16 protein-coding genes are annotated in these 18,054 nt (G+C 64.3%); 2 read left to right on the top strand and 14 right to left on the bottom strand.

Translation table 11 applies throughout. The features are described from left to right. Positions 1 to 72 precede the first annotated feature (72 nt). The 7 genes from ACOOGG_RS10930 to ACOOGG_RS10900 form a co-directional block, all read right to left on the bottom strand. Positions 73 to 3,405 (bottom strand): helicase-related protein, encoded by a 3,333-nt coding sequence (locus tag ACOOGG_RS10930; protein WP_420435119.1) that lies wholly within the window; start codon positions 3,403 to 3,405, stop codon positions 73 to 75. Next, positions 3,392 to 3,769 (bottom strand): hypothetical protein, encoded by a 378-nt coding sequence (locus ACOOGG_RS10925; RefSeq protein ID WP_420435118.1) that lies wholly within the window; start codon positions 3,767 to 3,769, stop codon positions 3,392 to 3,394. The genes ACOOGG_RS10930 and ACOOGG_RS10925 overlap by 14 nt, the downstream gene beginning before the upstream one ends. Positions 3,770 to 3,983: 214 nt before the next feature. Beyond that, on the bottom strand, positions 3,984 to 4,877 hold the full coding sequence (locus tag ACOOGG_RS10920) for an IS3 family transposase (RefSeq protein ID WP_420433441.1): 894 nt from the start codon (positions 4,875 to 4,877) through the stop codon (positions 3,984 to 3,986). Then, a complete protein-coding gene (locus tag ACOOGG_RS10915; protein WP_420433439.1) occupies positions 4,874 to 5,191 on the bottom strand; it encodes a transposase in 318 nt (105 codons plus the stop codon). Before ACOOGG_RS10915 ends, ACOOGG_RS10920 begins: the two co-directional genes overlap by 4 nt. Positions 5,192 to 5,232: 41 nt before the next feature. After that, the gene (locus ACOOGG_RS10910) at positions 5,233 to 5,577 is read right to left on the bottom strand and encodes a hypothetical protein (RefSeq protein ID WP_420435117.1); all 345 of its coding nucleotides are present in this window, start codon (positions 5,575 to 5,577) and stop codon (positions 5,233 to 5,235) included. Positions 5,578 to 5,898: 321 nt separating this feature from the next. After that, complete coding sequence (locus tag ACOOGG_RS10905) at positions 5,899 to 7,989, bottom strand: Eco57I restriction-modification methylase domain-containing protein (RefSeq protein ID WP_420435116.1); 2,091 nt, start codon at positions 7,987 to 7,989, stop codon at positions 5,899 to 5,901. A 35-nt stretch (positions 7,990 to 8,024) separates the two neighbouring features. Further along, on the bottom strand, positions 8,025 to 9,110 hold the full coding sequence (locus ACOOGG_RS10900; RefSeq protein ID WP_420435115.1) for a hypothetical protein: 1,086 nt from the start codon (positions 9,108 to 9,110) through the stop codon (positions 8,025 to 8,027). A 23-nt stretch (positions 9,111 to 9,133) separates the two neighbouring features. On the opposite strand from ACOOGG_RS10900, the gene ACOOGG_RS10895 reads away from it, so the two are divergent. After that, positions 9,134 to 9,301, top strand: a complete 168-nt coding sequence (locus ACOOGG_RS10895; protein WP_420435114.1) for a hypothetical protein — start codon at positions 9,134 to 9,136, stop codon at positions 9,299 to 9,301. Positions 9,302 to 9,306: 5 nt separating this feature from the next. Here ACOOGG_RS10895 and ACOOGG_RS10890 read toward each other — a convergent pair whose 3' ends face one another. The 4 genes from ACOOGG_RS10890 to ACOOGG_RS10875 all read right to left on the bottom strand — a co-directional run bounded on the left by ACOOGG_RS10890 (position 9,307) and on the right by ACOOGG_RS10875 (position 11,893). After that, entirely contained in the window at positions 9,307 to 9,627 is a 321-nt protein-coding gene (locus tag ACOOGG_RS10890; protein WP_420435113.1) for a type II toxin-antitoxin system HicB family antitoxin, read from the bottom strand. Beyond that, the gene (locus tag ACOOGG_RS10885) at positions 9,620 to 9,886 is read right to left on the bottom strand and encodes a toxin HicA (RefSeq protein ID WP_420435112.1); all 267 of its coding nucleotides are present in this window, start codon (positions 9,884 to 9,886) and stop codon (positions 9,620 to 9,622) included. The genes ACOOGG_RS10890 and ACOOGG_RS10885 overlap by 8 nt, the downstream gene beginning before the upstream one ends. Before the next feature lie 66 nt (positions 9,887 to 9,952). Next, on the bottom strand, positions 9,953 to 10,846 hold the full coding sequence (locus tag ACOOGG_RS10880) for a TIGR03619 family F420-dependent LLM class oxidoreductase (RefSeq protein WP_420435111.1): 894 nt from the start codon (positions 10,844 to 10,846) through the stop codon (positions 9,953 to 9,955). Positions 10,847 to 10,888: 42 nt separating this feature from the next. Further along, positions 10,889 to 11,893 (bottom strand): hypothetical protein, encoded by a 1,005-nt coding sequence (locus ACOOGG_RS10875; RefSeq protein WP_420435110.1) that lies wholly within the window; start codon positions 11,891 to 11,893, stop codon positions 10,889 to 10,891. 58 nt (positions 11,894 to 11,951) lie between these two features. On the opposite strand from ACOOGG_RS10875, the gene ACOOGG_RS10870 reads away from it, so the two are divergent. After that, entirely contained in the window at positions 11,952 to 13,238 is a 1,287-nt protein-coding gene (locus ACOOGG_RS10870; RefSeq protein ID WP_420435109.1) for a cytochrome P450, read from the top strand. A gap of 12 nt (positions 13,239 to 13,250) precedes the next feature. On the opposite strand, the gene purM is transcribed toward ACOOGG_RS10870, so the two are convergent. The 3 genes from purM to purL are packed head-to-tail and all read right to left on the bottom strand — an operon-like array spanning position 13,251 to position 17,992. Beyond that, entirely contained in the window at positions 13,251 to 14,303 is a 1,053-nt protein-coding gene (purM, locus tag ACOOGG_RS10865; protein WP_420435108.1) for a phosphoribosylformylglycinamidine cyclo-ligase, read from the bottom strand. After that, complete coding sequence (purF, locus tag ACOOGG_RS10860) at positions 14,296 to 15,801, bottom strand: amidophosphoribosyltransferase (protein ID WP_420435107.1); 1,506 nt, start codon at positions 15,799 to 15,801, stop codon at positions 14,296 to 14,298. The genes purM and purF overlap by 8 nt, the downstream gene beginning before the upstream one ends. Beyond that, positions 15,794 to 17,992, bottom strand: coding sequence for a phosphoribosylformylglycinamidine synthase subunit PurL (gene purL, locus ACOOGG_RS10855; RefSeq protein WP_420435106.1), 2,199 nt, complete (start codon positions 17,990 to 17,992; stop codon positions 15,794 to 15,796). Before purL ends, purF begins: the two co-directional genes overlap by 8 nt. Between the last annotated feature and the right edge of the window lie 62 nt (positions 17,993 to 18,054).

Here is an 18,054-nt window from a genome sequence, read left to right as displayed (position 1 = left end):
CCCGTCTGGCCTAGTCACATCCAGACCATAACCCCCACACAGAACAATGATCTCGGCACCTTGCCTCGCCCATCAGATGAGGGCCAGCCAGGTGACTAGGTGGACGTCTTCGGGGCGGATTTCGGGGAGGGGGTCGGGGGGGATGTAGGGCTCTAGGCCGAGAGAACGGATTACTTCAAGGATCTTCTCGGCTTGCTCGGTTGGGTCTTCGGTGCTGGTGATGGCGGCTTGGAAAGTGCGGATGGTGCGTTCGGGGTAGGGAGCGTCGATGGTGTCGATGGCGCGGTCGACCTCGTCTTGGTTGAGTTCGGAGGGTGGGCGCTCGCGGAGAATCTCGGCGGCGCGGCGGAGCCGGGGAGCGACCTTGGGTTGGAGGTTGGCCGGGTCGGACATGGCGTTCCACCCCTCGACAATGTGGGCTCGGGCGGTCTCCCATGCGGGAAAGGCACCCTGGATGGTGGCGTCGTCTAGTTGGCGGGGAGTGTCGAAACCGGCTGGGGGGCGGGCTTTGTCGAGGCAAGCCAGGGTTTCGTCGATTACGGCGGCATCGGCATCGGCGCCGGTCTCCACGAAGCGGAATATCGGTCTGGAGTGATCCCCGACTCGGGCGCAGAACACGTAGCCCGGTTTGCCATCTGGAGTGGCTACGGCCATGCCTGAGCCGGAGCCCCAGGGGAGGGACTTGATCTGTTCGGCTAGGTCGCCATCTTCCAACGCTTGGCGCAACTCTTGACGGAACTGCTCACCGGAAAGCACTCCCCGGGCAGTGCCCCCTCGCTCGAAGAGCTCAGGGTTCTCGTTACGGAGTCGCTCGATCTCCTCTCGGGTCTCGGTGAAGTTGATCTCTGCCTGGGCAGCCTGGTCGGGCAGCACCTCGCCCACGCCCATGCTGGCGGCGGCTTGGGCGATCTTGCGGTGCAGACGCTCTTCGAGGCCGAGCAGGTCGTCTAGGCGGTCGTCGGGGAACACGCAGCGCAGGAATACCTCGGCGTGGTGAGAGCCGATCCGGTCGATACGGCCGTGGCGCTGGACCAGCCGCATCGGATTCCAGGGCAGGTCGTAGTTGATGATGTGGCGGGCTTGCTGGAGGTTGACCCCTTCGGCCAGCACGTCGGTGGTGACCACGATGTCGAAGCGGTCTTCGGCATCTGCGGGCGCGTCGGTGGTGAGCGGAGCGAACCCCCACAGCGCGCTCTCCTTGCTCTCGGTGCCGGAAGCGCCGGCCAGAGAGGCAATGCGCCCCCGATAGGGCGCCAGCCGCTCGTCCGATTTGGCCATCTCTACCAGGTGCTCGTACACCCAATCCACGGTGTCGGCGTAGTAGCTGAAGATGAGCACCTTTCGGCGGTTGCGCATGTCGTGGTCGCCGATTCCCTCGACGGCCGCCTCGGCGGCGATGGCGGCCAGTTCCTCCACCAGAACAGCCAGATTGGGGTCGTCTTGCCGGGCCACAGTCCGGGCCTCAGCCGCGAACGACCTCAACAGGCTCCGGTCCCGGCCTGCGTACTCCCGCAGGCGGTCAACGTCGTATTGGGCGGCGTCATCGCTTACCCCGACTATGCCGTCTAAGAAGGTGTCCACCTGCTCTTCGTCCATCTCGTCGGAGTCGGTGGCGATCCAGTCTGCTAGCGCTTCGCCGGTAGCCACCCGTCCGTTGTCAAGCAGCGACAAGAAGGCATCGTGGCTGTTGGCCATCCGCTCGCAGGTCTCGGCGAAGGCATACGGGGACGACTCGAATCGCTTCAACAGCCCTGATCGCAGCAGCCCGGCGAGTTGCTTCTCGTAGGCTTCTTCTGCTTGGTCCAGGCGGAACTGTGACGGTGAGTACCGGGCCATGGTGAGGACGCTGGGGTCTTCGACGCCTGTGTCGGAGTCGAGCGCATGGGCAAACCGGTCGAAGAAGCCGGGCATAACATCGTCGAGGTTGTAGTCCACCCTGTGGACCCGGGGAGTGGGAAAGACGATCTGCCGGTCCTGCCCACCGACCTTGATGGTGTCGTTGGGGTAGAAGCGCTTTACGAAAGCCCGTGTGCGGCGAACCGCCACGGCGTCGAGCACATCGAACAGGTGCTCGGGGGTGAGGTCGTCGGGGTTGAGGGCCATTGCCATGGCGAAGTGGTCGCGCAGCGAGCGGATGCCGGCGTCGGCAAAGGCAGCATCGTTGCGCAGGAAGTAGCCCAGCAGGTGGAACAAGTCCCAAAGGCTGTTGTTGACCGGGGTGGCGGTGAGCATCACCAGCTTCTTGGGCGGCGAACCGGCCAATAGCCAGCGCAGCGCGTAGGCCCGCTGGGTGCCGGGGTTGCGCAGGTTGTGGGCCTCGTCGATCACCACCATCGCGTAGTCGTTGATTTCGGCTCTCAGCTTGATGGCGTCAGCGTGCTCGGGGTTCAGGCGGCGGTCGGCCATGAGGTCTTCGTAAGACACCAGTTCCACGGGCAACAGGTGCTCAGAAATGAACGCCTTCCATGGCCCGTCGCGCAGCGTGGCCGGTGCGATCACCAGCACTCGCTGTCGGCGGTCCAGCGCCGCCTCCCGGATCAACTCCCCGGCCAGAAATGTCTTGCCCAACCCGACCTCGTCGGCAACGAGGACGCCGTTGCGCTCCTCCAAGATGCGCCGGGCTCGCCATAGACCGTCTGACTGGAAAGAAGTGAGATGGATCTGCGGCGCACCCTCGGCAGCGGCTTCGGCCTCCAGTTCTTCGCCGTAGAACTCCCACAGCATCCGCAGATACGCGAGCTGGGGAGCGTGGGGCTCAAAGCGGGCTTCAAAAAGCGAGGCCAAGTCGTACTCCTCGGCCTCAGACCACAGCTCCTCGAACCACTCCTGCACCTGGCCCACCACATGGGGGGAGTAGTTGCCCAGATTCAGCTCCAGGTTGGTGGCCAGCCCGGCATAGGTGAAGTTGGACGACCCGGCCACCACCCCGTGGGAGCGATCGCTCACCAGGAAGGCCTTGCCGTGCAAGAACCGCCCTTCCAGGCGGCGCACCTGAACATTCTCCGAGCGCAGCCACCTAACCAGCCGGCGGGTGGCGGCATCGACCTCAAATGTGAAGCCGAGATGATCCCGCTCCACCAACAGGTTGTGCTCGTGGCCTTCCAAAGCCTGGCGCAATCGGGTGCGGGCCGCCCGCTGGGGATTGGCCGACTCGGACCGCAGCGCCCGCCGACGGCTCTCCGGCGGGGTCGGCTCTGCCCCCAATAGCAAGCGCACACCAGTGGCTTGATCCAGCGCATCGGCCAAGAGCGAATAGCCGCCCACGTTGAAATAGGCAGTGGCGATGTCCAAACAGGCCCCGCCCACAAACCCGGTCGCGGCATGGGAGATGAACCCGTTCAGCGCCACCGCCACCGTCTGCTGCCCCCTGTTGACGGCCAGCTCAGGCTTCTCAAGCCCCGTCATGCAGATTCCTGAAGTGGGTGAGGACGGCGGCGAGTCGGTCGGAGTAGTCGACGGTTTCGCTGAAGGTCTCGTAGACCACGGCCAAGTCGTCCTCGTCGAGGCCGTAGAGGTTGGCGACGCAGGCGTCGAGCTCGCAGATGAGATCTTGCTTGACAGCCTCATCATTGGCCGACCCAACCGGCACCCCCACCTCTACCGCCCACTCCGCAAACCGCTCATCCACCGCCGCAAGCCGCCCGGCGATCTCGACGACGCGTTCCCGGACTGGATGGCTTTCGCCTGGGTCGGGAATAGGGAAGCTATTGAAAATATGGAAATTCAGATGGAGTTCAACAACCCGGCGGTCATACCAATCCAAGATCATTGATGAGAGCACACCAAGTAGAAACGCCTGGTCAACCTCGTTGCCTTTTGGCCACAACAAATATGGGGCTTGATTGGTTATGACGACCTCGCCTGGCACAAAGGCGGTGACCACGGAGCGGGTATTGGTGCTATTGGTTATGTCGCGGAAGGCAATACGCGGCCTAAGGCAGGGCAAGGTAGCTGAGCTTCCCCCTGTTGGCTGGACACTTGTTTTATGCGGCTTGGTCTAGTCGTTGCCGGTGGTGTTTCTCCCATTCTGTCGGTGTTCGGTAGTCGAGGGTGGAGTGGATCCGGTGTGTGTTGTAGCGGCCGATCCAGGCGAAGATCTCTCGGCGGGCCTGGTCTCGGCTGGAGAACCGGGTCTGTGTGACGAGTTCTCTTTTGAGGGATGAGAAGAACGACTCGGCGACGCTGTTGTCCCAGCAAGTTGCCACCCGGCCTGCGGATTGGCTCATGCCGTGGCGGGCCAGCGCCGAGGCGAAATCGCCGCTGAGATATTGCGGGCCCCTGTCGGAGTGGAATATCACCCCTGCGGTGCGGCCGCTTCTGGAGGCGGCGGCTGTGTCCAGCGCGTCGATGACCAGTTGGGCGGACATGTGCGGGGCCATGGAGTATCCGACCGCCCGTCTGGACCCGAGGTCCAACACGACGGCCAGATAGAGCCACCCCTGGCCGGTGGGGATGTAGGTGATGTCGCCGGCCCACACACGATCCGGGGGGCCGGGCCGGAAGTCGCGGCGCACCAGATCGGCCGGCGCCGGGCGGGTGCCTCCAGTTCCGTTCCAGCGGGGCTTGCGGCGTTTGTGGATGCCGCAGATCCCGTGGAGCCGCATGAGCCGGCAGACGCGCTTGGGGTTCACCCGCCGGCCCTGGCGGCGCAGCTCCGCGGTCACCCTCGGCGACCCGTACGCCCCGCCGGAGTCCACGTGGACACGGCGTATCGCGGCGACCAGCTCGGCCTCGGCCAGCTCGGCTGGTGAGGGCCCCGCCTTGTGGCGGGCGGACCAGTCATAGAACGCCTGGCGGCTCACGCCGGCTGTCTGGCACGCGGCTGTGGTCGGGAACCCCTCGGCCCTCCGGGCAGCGACCCACAAATAGCGGGTCACTGGCCCGACTCCTGCACCCAGAAGGCCGTCGCTCGTTTGAGCAACTCACGCTCCATCCGCAGCTTCGAGTTCTCCCGGCGCAACCGCACCAGCTCAGAGCGCTCCTCGGTCGTCAAACCCGGCTTCTCCCCACGGTCGACGCGGGCCTGGCGAACCCAGTTCCCCAAACTCGTCGCCCCGATACCCAGATCATGGGCCACATGGGCGACCGGCCTTTCCCCGTCCAACACCAACGCCACCGCGTCAGCCTTGAACTCCTTGGTGAAACGCCGCCTGGACCTGCCCGGCGGCCTCTCCTTTTCCATCAATGACATGGATACCTCCTAATCGAGGTGACCGGCCAAAGGGGGGATGCTCAAGCGGAGGCATCGATGTGCTCTGTGGCGAACTCTGTAAACGGCGACTTGGATGTTCTGTGCTGGCGCTGTCGCTTCTGTTGGAGGTGGTGAGTGATCTCCTCGGCGTCGACTGAGGCGTAGTAGACGCCGGTGTCGGGGTTCCACAGGTCGAACGAGGCGCCTTTGTAGACCAGCCACCGGTTGCCCTCACTGCTCATGGCTACCCTGCCCTCGTCGAGGATGAGTTTTGCCTTGTCGGCGGTGGCGTGGAGTTCGGCGAACGGGCGGACTCTCCACCGTCGAGGACGAACCTGTGCTTGTCGGTCGTGGCGTCGAGTTCCCGATGTGGGCGGACTCTCCACTGTCGAGAATGAGGCGGTGCTTGTCGGTCGTGGCGTTGAGGTCGCCCTGTATCGGTCTGGCCCGCCACTGCCTCTTTCTCCGAGAGAGAGAAAGAGGAATCTGGCATGTCGGCACCATCAAGCCGAGTGTGCTGCTTCATCTTGCGCCACACTCGAATTGCCGACCGGTTGGGAAGCTGGGGAAACGATGCAGTGGTGGACCAACGGGCGAACTCGGAGACCCGCACTAATTCGGGCTTGCCGTCTACCAGATCGCGGAACTGGGCCAGCGAACTGGCCGGACCTGGGTATATGGCTACATACGGTTCGTCTGGGTCTCCCTCAAAGCCACCCCCTTGGCCCGGTTCGAGGGTTGAGCTTGCGGGCAGCGATGAGGGTGACTGTGTAGCGTCCGTCCACGCCGTCGAAGGCCCATTGCCTTGTGTTGAGGCAAGTTGCTGTGGAGAACACTTCGTGACCCCCACCAGCGCCACCGTGTAGGAATTGTGGACCCCCTCGAACACCCAGCCCTTGTGATTGAGGACCGTTGCCACCGAGAGCCGCAACAGGCTGGACACCCCCCCCCCCCAATCCGATGGCGCGGTTCCGCCAGGCTGCCATTCCGTCGGCGTTCACTGCTGTGTGGGGAAGGACTAACCCAATGCGCCCACCCTCAGAGGCCAGGTTCAAGTTCGCCCAAGCGAACACCTGGTAGTAGTCCGTCCGGCCTGACCCAAGCCCTGGAAAGGCATTCCGCAAGACCGTTCGCATCTCCTCTGCTAGCGCCAACTCCAACTCGAATTCCGACTCCAAGTCAGGTCGGGTTCGCCGAAACCGCTCAATCGCATCATTCATACGGTTGATGGGCAAGCTGCGGATGCCAGGCAAATGCGTTCCCCACCAAACGTGCTCCTGGACTACCACTTGCTCCCAAGGAGGATTGCCCATCAAGCAGTCAAAACCGGGACGCTCTCGCAGAAACACCTCGGGGAACGCAGCGGGAAAGTGAACGGGTTCAAGGATTTTGACTGTTTCAGCAACCGCAGCTGTTGCAGCCAACCTCTCAAACACAGCAGGATCGAAGTTCTCGGGCAGCGCGCACTTCTCTGCGCGGTGAGCGGTTACCACGTCGAACAGGGCTCTCGCCCCTTTAACCGCGTCTTGTGCCTCGTGATGTGCGTCGCGAGCCTCGTCGATCTCGCGTTTCGTGGCATCAGAAGTGTGGGCCAAGCGACTCAGCGCCGAAGCAGCATCGTCGAGCATGGCAGTAATCTGGCTTCGGAATAGGCTCGGGGCATAAGGGTCGGCATCAGGTTCGAACGCGGCGACCACCTCGTCGAGGGTGCCCACTCCCGTCAGGCTGTCGCCTTGGACCAGGTTGTGGTCAAGGAACGACAGGGGGAGGCCAGGGACGAAGGTGTGGACCCAGATGGCGAGGCGGGCCAGTTCGACGGCGACGCGGTTTTTGTCCACGCCGTAGACACAGTGGCGGGCTACTTGGCGGCGCAGCAGGGAGCTGGATTCGATCTCGACGCCGTTGGCCAGCTCCCCCAATGCCTCAAGGGCGGTTTCACGCAGGCGGTTGAGCTCTGCGGTTACGGCAGGTACAGGGTGCAGAGTGAGCCAAGCCGACAGGCGGGCTTCGATGCGGTCGACTGCTGCCACCAGGAAGTGTGCTGATCCCATGGCGATGTCGGCACAGCGGAAGTCGAAGAATGTCTCGGCCAGTGCGGCGTCGTCGCCGCGTTCCCGTAGTTCGTCCAACCGGGCGATGTGGTCGTCGAGCGCAGGCTCAAGGGCGTTGTCCAGCAGGTGCTCGACGGCGAAGGGCTTGGTGAAATAAGAGCCGGTGGCCTTGCGCACCCCGGAGCGGTTGTGGAAGTACACCGCTCCGGCCTCTACCTCCACGTCGTCGTCGTCTGCCGCAGGCACGTACTGCTCTTTGCCCTTGACAACTTTGACGGCCAGGTCGTCTTGGGCCACCGACAGCTTCGACTCCAACAAGCCCTCGTAGATGGTGCCGAACTCCCGCACCGACAGCGACCGGAAGTCCACCGGACCCAATCCCTCCGGCCCCTCGTCCACCAACACGGCCGAAAGCGCGGGACCGAACTCGGCGTTGGTGAGCTTTATGTCGCCAATAGCCGCCCCCGACAGGCTCACCTCGGAATCAGCGGAAAACAACCCGCCGTTGTAGGCGGGCACGCCCCAGTCGCGGTTGCCGAGGTTCACAGCATCCCAAAGCTGGTTCACGTCGTCCCACAAGTCGCTGGCCCGCTCGTCATAGCTGTCTCGGCCTCGCCGGCGGTCTTCAGCGAGCTGCCGGGCAACACGCGACAGGGAATGGTCGGCGTAGCGGCCGTTGGTGCGGTAGGGCAGCAGGTCTTTGTCTTCGGCGTAGGCCACAAACAACAGCCGGAACAAGATCACCATGACCTGCTCGTAGGCATCGGCCAGATGGACTTCGCTCAGATCACTGCCAGGCTGGGAACCCCCCCCCCCCCCGCGGCATAATCAGCTGACCCAAAGCCGCGAAGCCGGGCAGCCACCGCTCGGGCCAGGGCCGGCACTGTTTGGTGATACACCCGCTCTCGCAGCCGCACGGCCAATTCGGCGACAAAGTCGTTCGACCGCTCGAGAATCTGCTCAATTGTGCCGTTGTCGGCCAGTGCCTCGGCTGAGAACAGCAAGTGGAGGTAGCCGGCCAGGTGGTCGGGTACCAGTGACAGGTTCAGCTCCACGAAGGTCTCGGCCCGACCCTTCCGCCCGACACCGGTGTCGGGGCGGGCGGCGTAGAGCCGGATCTCGGACGACCGGGTGAGGATCACCCAATCCACCCGGTGCTCATAGGCCAGAGCCAGCGCCCGAGACACCGGCGACGTGCTGTCGAACCGACTCGACGGCGCTTCGAAGGGCTCGTCTTCGTCGCAGAACACGGCCACGGCGTGATTGCGGCCCCCGATGGTGAGCATGGAGGCATTGGTGGCCAGCGATTGGATGTGAAAGCCCAGCCCCTCCACCAGCCGGCGGCCCCGGCGGCCCAACAGAGGCAAGGCATGGCGGGTGGCTTCCGCCCAGTCACTCCGCTCGGGCACCCCGGCTTTGAGCTCCTGGGTGGCCAAAAGGCCTACGTTGCGCAACCCCGGGAAGGGGGATTCCAACTCAGGCATCGTCGCCAGTAAGAATCGAGTGGCGGCATGGTGGCTGGGCTCCCCAAGGGCAACATCAGCCAGACGCTCGGCCTGCGACACCTCGATGTCGTGGTGAACCACCGGAGGCTCCCCCACCGGCCCGCACAGCGACACGCGCTGGCCCTCGGAAGTGGGATAGAACGCCACAAGAAGCACCGGACTGGCCCGCCCCGCCCGCCGCTTCGACCACGCCTCGCTAAGGTCGGCAGTCCGGGGCTTGCTTGACGCCCGGACCAGCGTCACCTCCAGCCCGCTGGGAGCTTGCTGAACGAATACCCCCGCAGGTATCAGTGACAAAGGAAACCCGGCTGGCGCCGACCAAGTAGTGGGGTCCCGGTCTACGAGAAAATCGTCAATTGACATCTACCGCTGCCCCCTGTGGCCCAATGGCCGCGCCCAATTATGGCGAGCTTCGGCAATTGGTACAACTGCTCCAGCAGCTTCGGGAGCTACGGGCCCGCAAGGCCAGCTTCACCGAACGAGAAGACGGCATGTGGCGGCTGTTCACCTTGTTCGACCTCGTCACCGCCCAGGCGCAAACCCGAAGCGTCTAGAGCGCTTAGTCAGCTAGCAGTGAACTCACTAAGCGGTTGAGGCTGACGCCGTTCTCCGCAGCGCGGATCACCAGATCTCGATGGATATCTGGTGGGATGCGCACCACGAACTTGCCGCTATACGCCCGATCAGCCAGTGGTTCTGGCGGCGTCTCGTCATTGGCCAATATGTCCGTCAGAGCATCGTGCACAAGCTCACGGATTCCAGAGAATGCTTCTTCCGGTACCGGTGCCAGCCAGCTCAACGAGGGGAATTCCAAGCACAGCCCCACATGCTCTTCGTCCTCAGCCGACCACGTCACGCGATACGTGTAGCGATCACTCATCGCCTGCCTCCAATTTCTCTATGGCCTTGAGAACTTGCCTTACCTGATATGGCTTGACCATTCCTTTGCGATTCTGAATGTCCACCCTCGGGTCCCCTGCCCATGGCATGCGATACACCCGGTGACTGCCGCCCGACTGGCGGGGTTGGCCGAAATACCGGTCACACACTTTGACCAGATCAGCAAATCGCACCCCCTTTGGATTCTTGCGGAACGCATCAACCAGACCTTCCACATCCACAAAAAAAAATGATATCATTATTAGTATCATTTAACAAGCGCTGGACCGTTCGATGCCGAGACATTCAGTCGTCCTGACAGAGAACTAGCCGATCAAACCAGCCAGCTCTTCGACATGATGGTGCCACTCTTCGGTGGAGAGGGCCAGGGGGACGAGCAGCACGTGCTCTAGGCCGGCTTCGATGTAGGGGGCCAGAGTTTCGGCAACGTAGTCGACGTCGCCGATCACCATTTCCCGGTCGCCGTAGCCGTCGCCCACTACGGACCAGCGGCCGGCGCTGTCTAGCGGGTCGCCGAGGCGGAGTTCCATGTGGATGGAGATGGTGGTTTCTTCGGGAGCACGACCTGGTCGATCTTGCTCAGCTCTCAATACAGCCAGGCGGTCGGCGAATACCTCCGGTGGGGCCCATGTGCCCATCCAGCCGTCGCAGCGGGCGGCCCGGCGGAGGGCGCCGGGCGACGAGCCGCCGATCCAAATCGGGATGGGCGCTGCGGGCTGGGGGTTGACTCGCACGCCGGTGAAGCTGAAGTGCTCGCTCTCGTATTCGGTGGCCCCCGACCAAGCGGCTTGCCAACCGTCGAGGTAGTCGTCGAGCCGTTGGGCTCGATTGACCATGGGCACGCCGCAGGCCTCGAACTCGGGCTCCAGCCACCCGGCCCCCACGCCCAGAAGGGTGCGGCCTGGTGCAAGCCAGTCGAGGGTGGCCCATTGCTTGGCGAACTGCATGGGGTTGCGATAGGCGGGGATCAGCACAGATGTCCCGAGTCCTACCCGCTGGGTGTGGGCGGCCACCGCGGAGAGCAGCGGCACCGGCTCGGGGAAGAACGAAGGCATCCCCTCCAGATCGACCGGCACGGCCACGTGGTCAGCGGTCCACACATCGCTGAAGCCGGCGGCCTCGGCCCGCTTGGCTATCTCAATCAGCAGATCTAAAGAGGCAGCCCGGCCAAGCTGGGGCAGGTGGATGCCCCACTTCATGAGCGCAAAGCCATTCCAATGAGGGCGGCACTCATGGCTAGCTCAGTACCGATATCGGGGCCAGGGCGGGTGGATCGAGTACTCCACCACCCCGTAGCCCCGCTCGCCGGTCTCTAGCACCTCGAAGTCGAAGAAAGGCTCGTGGCAGTCCAGCCGCACTTCGGCGTCGTTCTCATCCCGCATGAGCCCGTTGCGGGTGTGGGCGTGCTTTCGCCCGGTGCGCACGGTGAGCACCTCGCCGTCGGTCGTCTCGAAGGTCATGTCGAAGGCCATGGCCGTGCGCTGGTCTTCCTCTAGGCGGGGCACACAAGTAGCCGACGCCAGCGCGCGAGTGCCCTGAGCGTCGCCGATCCAGCCGCCCACCGGTGGAGCGCCGTCGGGCAACGGCTGCGTGGGGCTCATCCAGCCAAATGAGTTCAGATGGCGGTCGGGAAGCTGCACCGACGGCCAGAAGTGGCCCCACGACTCGGCCTGGGTGCGGCGATGGCGCACGTCCCAAGGGCCGGGCCGCTCAAATCGATGGGTCCAGGAGTGGTCACGGTGCGACCAGCACTCGATTGCCCGGCGCTCCCCTGCCCGAGGCCCGCCCCGAGCCTCGAACTCGCCCCGGCACTCAAGCGCCTGCTCATAGTGGCCGCCATAGCCCTCGTAAGCCCCCAGCGGATTCCCGCCGAAGCAGTCGTTGTAGTCGAACACCCCGAAGCGATCCTCAAAGGTCAGGTCGAAGCCGAAGCGGGGGGCGTCGAGCTGCCAGCGGTAGCGGGCGAACGGCTCTTCCACAGAGTAAGACACCCGGCCATCGCCCAGCACCGTGAACTCAAGCTCAGCTCCGAGCGGCTGGCGGGAAGCCCACTGCACCGGCACCCCGTCGATCACGTAGAACGCGCTGGCCCGCAGATAACCGTGCGACTGGCTGGCGTGGATGTGGTTGATGCCATACACGTCGGCTTGCTGGTCGCACACCGAGAACCAGAAGTTGTCGCTCCACAGGGCATCGCTATCGGGGGGCGGGGCATGGAGATATTCGTCTGAGGGAGTGAGCGGCATCGGGTTGACAATAGGCTTTGCGCGCGATGCTTGGGAGAATCCGATAGGAAACACGCCCATGACCGAACTGCCCCTGATCACACCGATGCCCACAGTGGCCGACTGCGTCCTGCCCTGGGATGGACCGGTCAGCGACACAGTGGCCGCCATCGGCGCAGCCAGAGCCACCTGCGGGGACACGTTCGTGGTGGAAGGCGGCGAGGATCGCTATCTGTTCCTGTTCTCGCCGACAGGGCTGCGCGACTTCTACGCGGTCCCCGAGCAGCAGGCCAGCAAGGGCATAGCCGACTGGAAGATGCTGGTCCGCAAGCTGCCCGACGAGCTGTTCGACGGACGGCGCACCCTTCCCCACGAGCTGTTCACCCGGCCCAACGTGGCCGGCTACCTCGATGCGCTGGAAGAGGCCATCACCTTGCAGTTCTCAGAGCTGCACGATGGAGCGGAAATCGACCTGTTCGACTTCAGCCGCCGTCTCGGCCACCGCATGGGCCTGGCTAGTTGGGGTGGGCGCGAGGTGCTGGGCTCGGACCGCTTCGAGGAGCTGATCGAGGCATTGGACGTGCTCGACGGTTCGGAGGCGTTCGTTGCCCCCACCCGGATGCGGGAAGTGGCCCAGACGGGCAAGGCCGCCGAGAGGGAGGCCATGGCCAAGGCCGGGGAGATAATGGCGGAGTCCATCGCAGCTCGCGGCAACCCGGTGGGCGACTTGCTGGACATGATCCTGGAGCGGTGGGCTGACGCCCCCGAACCAGAGCGGCTGACCGGAATAGCCCGAGACGTGATCTTGGTACACCTCGGATCTATGTCCAACCTGTTCGCGGCGCTGGGATGGTCGCTGGTCCATCTGGTGGAGCATCCCGATGTGCTGGCTCGAGTGAGGTCCCGGCAGGGCGCCGACCACGACCTCGTTTCCCGCTGCGCTCTGGAATCGACCCGGATAGGCCAGCGGTCCATCATGTTGCGCACGGTGCTCGAGCCTGTGGCCATCGACGACGGAGCGAATACTTACCAGGTGTCGCCCGGCGCCACCTTGGCCACGTTTTTGCCGCTCACCAACATGGATGCCGGTCCCGGCCTCGACTGCTACGACCCCGACCGATGGCGAGGTCCCCGCCTGGTGTCGCCCCCGGGCTTGCCCTCCGAGTTGGTAATCACCTTCGGCGTCGGCCCTCACGCCTGCCCGGCCCGGCCCTTCTCGGTCACGGCCATGGGACGGGTGATCGAGCGGCTGTTCGACGCCTACGACCTAGAACCCCGGTTCGAAGAGGCTAGGCCCCGCCCCGACCAAATCGGCGGGGTGGCCCGCGCCGCCGATCCTTGTCGGGTGGTGTTGAGGGCCCGCTGATTCAGCGCTGTTTCAGTCGGCCAAGCCAGGCTCGCCCACGAGTCGTACCTGGCCGTCGCCTTTTTCGATCTCGCCCACCACCGTGGCCCGATGCCCTCCGGTCCGCAACAGGTCTATGGCCTTGGTGGCATCTTTGTCACGCACCACAACCACCATGCCCAGACCGAGATTGAATACCCGGGCCATCTCCTCGTCGTCCACCTCGCCGATCCGCTGCAATTCCGCGAACACCCGAGGCTGCTCCCAACCGCCACGGTCTACCACCGCGTCGACCTTTTCGGGCAGCACTCTTGACAAGTTGCCGGAAATGCCGCCGCCGGTGATATGGGCGATGGCCTGAGCCTCCACCTTGGCCAGCATGTCTCGCACCGCGGGGGCATAGATGACCGAGGGCAGCAACAACTCGTCGGCCACAGAGTGGGCGCTGCCTTCCCAAGAAGGGTCGTCTAGGCGCCGCTGCGCAACTTCGAAATAGAGCCGCCGGGCCAGGGAGTAGCCGTTGCACCGCAACCCCGGAGACGGCAGACCGATCAGCGTGTCGCCGGGGCGCACGCCGGCCCCGGTTATGAGCCGCGCCCGCTCAACCACTCCCACCGCGAATCCCACTAGCTCGAATTCTTCATCGGGTTCCTCCGCGGGATGCTCGGCCATCTCTCCGCCGATGAGCGCGCAGCCCGCTTGGCGGCAGCCCTCCACCACCCCCACCACAAGCTGCTCAATGTGGCTGGGATCGAGCTTTTGCACCGATATGTAGTCCAAGAAGAACAGCGGTTCGGCCCCCTGGCACACCAGATCGTCCACGCACATGGCCACCAGGTCGATGCCAATGGTGTTGAATCGACCAGTCGCCGAGGCCACATGAGCCTTGGTGCCCACCCCGTCGGTGGTTGACACCAGCACCGGCTTCTTGTGGCCGTGGCGGCTGAAGTCGAACAGCCCGCCGAACCCGCCGATGTCGCCGATGGCCTCAGGGCGAAACGTCGAGCGCACATGCTCTTTGATGCGCCGCACCGCCTCCTCGCCGGCGGCGATGTCCACCCCCGAGGAGCCGTAAGTCTCACCCATCGCCTGTGGCCCAAAGCGACGGCGCGAGCTCGTCTTGGGCGTCGGCGAACTGGGCCGCGCCGCGCCGGTAGGCGATCGAACCGGGTGGTGCGACCGGCACCTCCACCGGGTAGTCGCCGGTAAGGCAGGCGTTGCAGAAGCCGGCGCCCACCGCCCCGGTGGCCTCGGTCAGACCCTCGATGTCGATGAACGCCAGCGTGTCGGCGCCCACGTAATCGCACATCTCGGCCACGCTGAGATGTGCGGCCACCAGCTCGGTGCGGTCGCCGGTGTCCATGCCGAAGTAGCAGGGCCAGCGGTAGGGCGGCGAACTGATGCGAAGATGAACCTCGGCGGCGCCCGCTTCCCGCAACATGGCCACCAAAGCCCTGGTGGTGGTCCCTCGCACTATGGAATCGTCCACCACCACCAATCGGTTGCCCTCGATGCTGTCGCGCAGGGGGTTCAGCTTCATGCGCACTCCCATAGAGCGCATCTGCTGGCTCGGGGCGATGAATGTCCGTCCGATGTAGCGGTTTTTGACCAAGCCCTGGCCGTAGGGAATGCCGCTGGCCCTTGAGAAACCCTCAGCCGCCGGAAGCCCCGACTCGGGCACGCCCATCACCAGGTCGGCCTCCACCGGGGACTGCTCGGCCAGTTTCTCGCCCATGCGCACCCGGGCGTGGTGGACGCTCTGGCCGTAGATCACCGAGTCGGGGCGGGAGAAGTACACGAACTCGAAGATGCACAGGCGGGGATCCACTCGTTCTTCCGGAAACGGCCGGGACGACCGCACTCCGTCGCCGTTGATGACCACCATCTCGCCAGGCGCCAACTCCCGCAGGAAGTGGGCGCCCACGATGTCGAGCGCCGGGGTCTCCGACGCCAGCACCCAGCCCCGCTCCAGCCGGCCCAAACACAGGGGGCGGAACCCGTTGGGATCCCGGACACCTATCACCCGCTCCTCGTCGGCCAGCACCAGCGAGAAAGCCCCCTCCAGCCGGGGCAACACCGCCTGCAATGCCCGCTCGAGGACCTTGTCCTGGGATCGGATTGACGAGGACATGGACGAGATCTCGATGGCCAGCAGCTCGGCAATCAGGTCGCTGTCCGAACCGACCATCCCGGGCAGAATCGAGGTCTCCTCAGCAAGTTTCGCGGTATTGGTGAGGTTGCCGTTGTGACCCAACACGAACTGGTGGTCGGCAGTGCTGCGAAAGACAGGCTGGGCGTTATGCCAGGAGCTGGATCCCGCAGTGGAATAGCGGGTGTGGCCGATGCCCAGATGACCATCGAGTGTCACCAGCGTACGGTCGTCGAACACAGTGGCCACCAGGCCCATGTCTTTGACCACGGTGATGTTATCGCCATCGCTCACCGCGATACCGGCCGACTCCTGGCCCCGGTGCTGCAAGGCGTAAAGGGCCAGATAATTCAGATGGGCGACGGGATCATGGGGGGCATAGATGCCGACAACCCCGCAGGCCTCCCGGGGGGAGTCATCCATGGGATCAGCCACTGCTTAAGTCTGGCATGGCTGAGCACCATCGTTCGGCTATCGCACACATATCCAAATCGAGCAACCCCTTGATGGAGAGGCGATCGCCGGTGGCCAAGCCGATGCGGGCGACTGACACCCCGTTCGCAGTAGCTGCGGCTTCCACCTCGGGAAGCAGCTCAGCGTCCACCGCCGCCACCACCCGGGACGGGGCCTCGCTGAAGAGTTCCGCATGGCTGTGGATGCGGGCACCCCGAAAGCCCACCCCAGAAACGGCGGCCATCTCGGCCAGAGCTACTCCCAGCCCTCCGCTCGACACGTCATGGACCGCCGAGAGCAGGCCGTTGGCCACCAAGCCAGCCACCAGGCCGGCCACCCGTCGATGCTGGTCGTAGTCCAGAGCAGGCAGAACACCCCGCTTGTGGCCAGCCGATGTTGCAGCCCACTGCGACCCCGACAGCTCAGCGCCTCCGGAGCCCAGAACGATCACCCGGTCGCCGTCGCCCCAGGCCAGGCCGGGAGGAATCCGGGTCAAACTGTCGATCACCCCCAGCAGGCCGATCACCGGCGTCGGATCGATGTTGTGGCCGACCGACTCGTTGTAGAGGCTCACGTTGCCACCCACCACTGGAATGCCGAAGGCGTCGCACGCCTCGGCCATCCCATCCACCGCCTCAGAGAACTGCCACATCACCTCGGGATGCTCGGGATTGCCGAAGTTCAAGCAGTTGACCAGGGCCAGCGGGTGAGCACCCACGCAGGCCAGGTTGAGCACTGCCTCCGCCACAGTCATTGCGGTTCCGGCTCGGGGGTCGACTGCGCACCAGCGGTGGTTGCCGTCGGCAGTCAGGGCCAAACCCCGGCCGGTGTCGGCGCCAGTAGAAGGATGCTTGAGTCGCAGCACGGTGGCATCGCCGCCAGGGCCGACCACGGTGTTGCAGAACAGCATGTGATCGTACTGGCGGTAGACCCATGACGGGTCGGCCAATAGCTCCAGCAGATCGGCGGCCACATCGTCCGGCGGCGGCAGATTGTCGGCAATGTCGGCTCTGGCCTCCTCCCAGTCGGCTGGTGGATGCCGTGGACGGTCATACAACGGTGCGTCCTCGTGCAAGGAGGCCGCCGGCAGCTCGCCCAACACCGGTCCGTCGATGCCGTCTCGCACTCGAAGCAGGCCGCCCTCGGTAACCCGGCCAACCACTGATGCCTGCACATCCCAGCGATCGCAGATGGCCAGTACTTCGACGAGTCCGTCGGGGGCCACAATGGCCAGCATCCGCTCTTGGGACTCGCTGGTGAGCACTTCAAAGGCCTCCATGCCCGGCTCTCGGCGGGGGACGGCAGCAACGTCCACATCCATACCCACTCCGCCCCGAGAAGCGGTCTCGCTGGTGGCGCAAGTGAGTCCAGCGCCTCCGAGATCTTGGATGCCCACCACCAGCCCAGCGTCCAGCAAGGCCAGGCAGGCCTCGATGAGCCTCTTCTCCTCAAACGGATCGCCAACCTGCACACTGGGGCGCTTTTTGGCCTCCTCTTCCTCGTCGCCAAAGGAAGCCGACGCCAGCACGCTCACCCCTCCAATGCCGTCGCGCCCGGTCGACGAGCCCAACAGCACTGCCAGGTTGCCCTCGCCGCTGGCCCGGCCTAGCACCAGCCGGTCAGCTGGCATCAATCCAAGGCACAGAACATTCACCAGCGGATTACCGGTATAGGTCTCATCGAAGACTGTTTCTCCGCCCACCGTCGGCACTCCTACAGCGTTGCCGTATCCAGAGATGCCCGACACCACCCCTTCGGCGATCCAGCGGCTGCGAGGATCATCGGAACGACCGAATCTCAGCGAATCCATCAGCGCAATAGGGCGGGCGCCCATGGTGAAGATGTCACGAAGAATGCCGCCAACTCCGGTGGCAGCCCCCTGATAGGGCTCAATTGCGGACGGATGATTGTGGCTCTCGATACGGATAGCGGCCGCAATGCCGTCGCCGACGTCGATTACCCCGGCATTTTCTCCCGGGCCGACTAGAACCCACGGCGCCTCGGTTGGCAGTCGGGCCAGATGCAGTCGCGATGACTTGTACGAACAGTGCTCCGACCACATCACCGCATACATCGCTAATTCCAGATGATTGGGTGCACGATCCAAGATCCTATGAATGCCTTCGGCCTCTTCGTCGGTCAGTCCTAGAGACCTATGAAGTGGTTCGTTCATCTCAATTCACTCGAATCAGATAGGGGACGAAAACCGAAGACGCCCTAGAGACTGGGTCCCTA

It is taken from the genome of Candidatus Poriferisocius sp. (genome assembly GCF_965214065.1).
GTDB lineage: Bacteria > Actinomycetota > Acidimicrobiia > Acidimicrobiales > Bin134 > Poriferisocius.
This window is presented reverse-complemented; position numbering and strand designations above follow the sequence as displayed.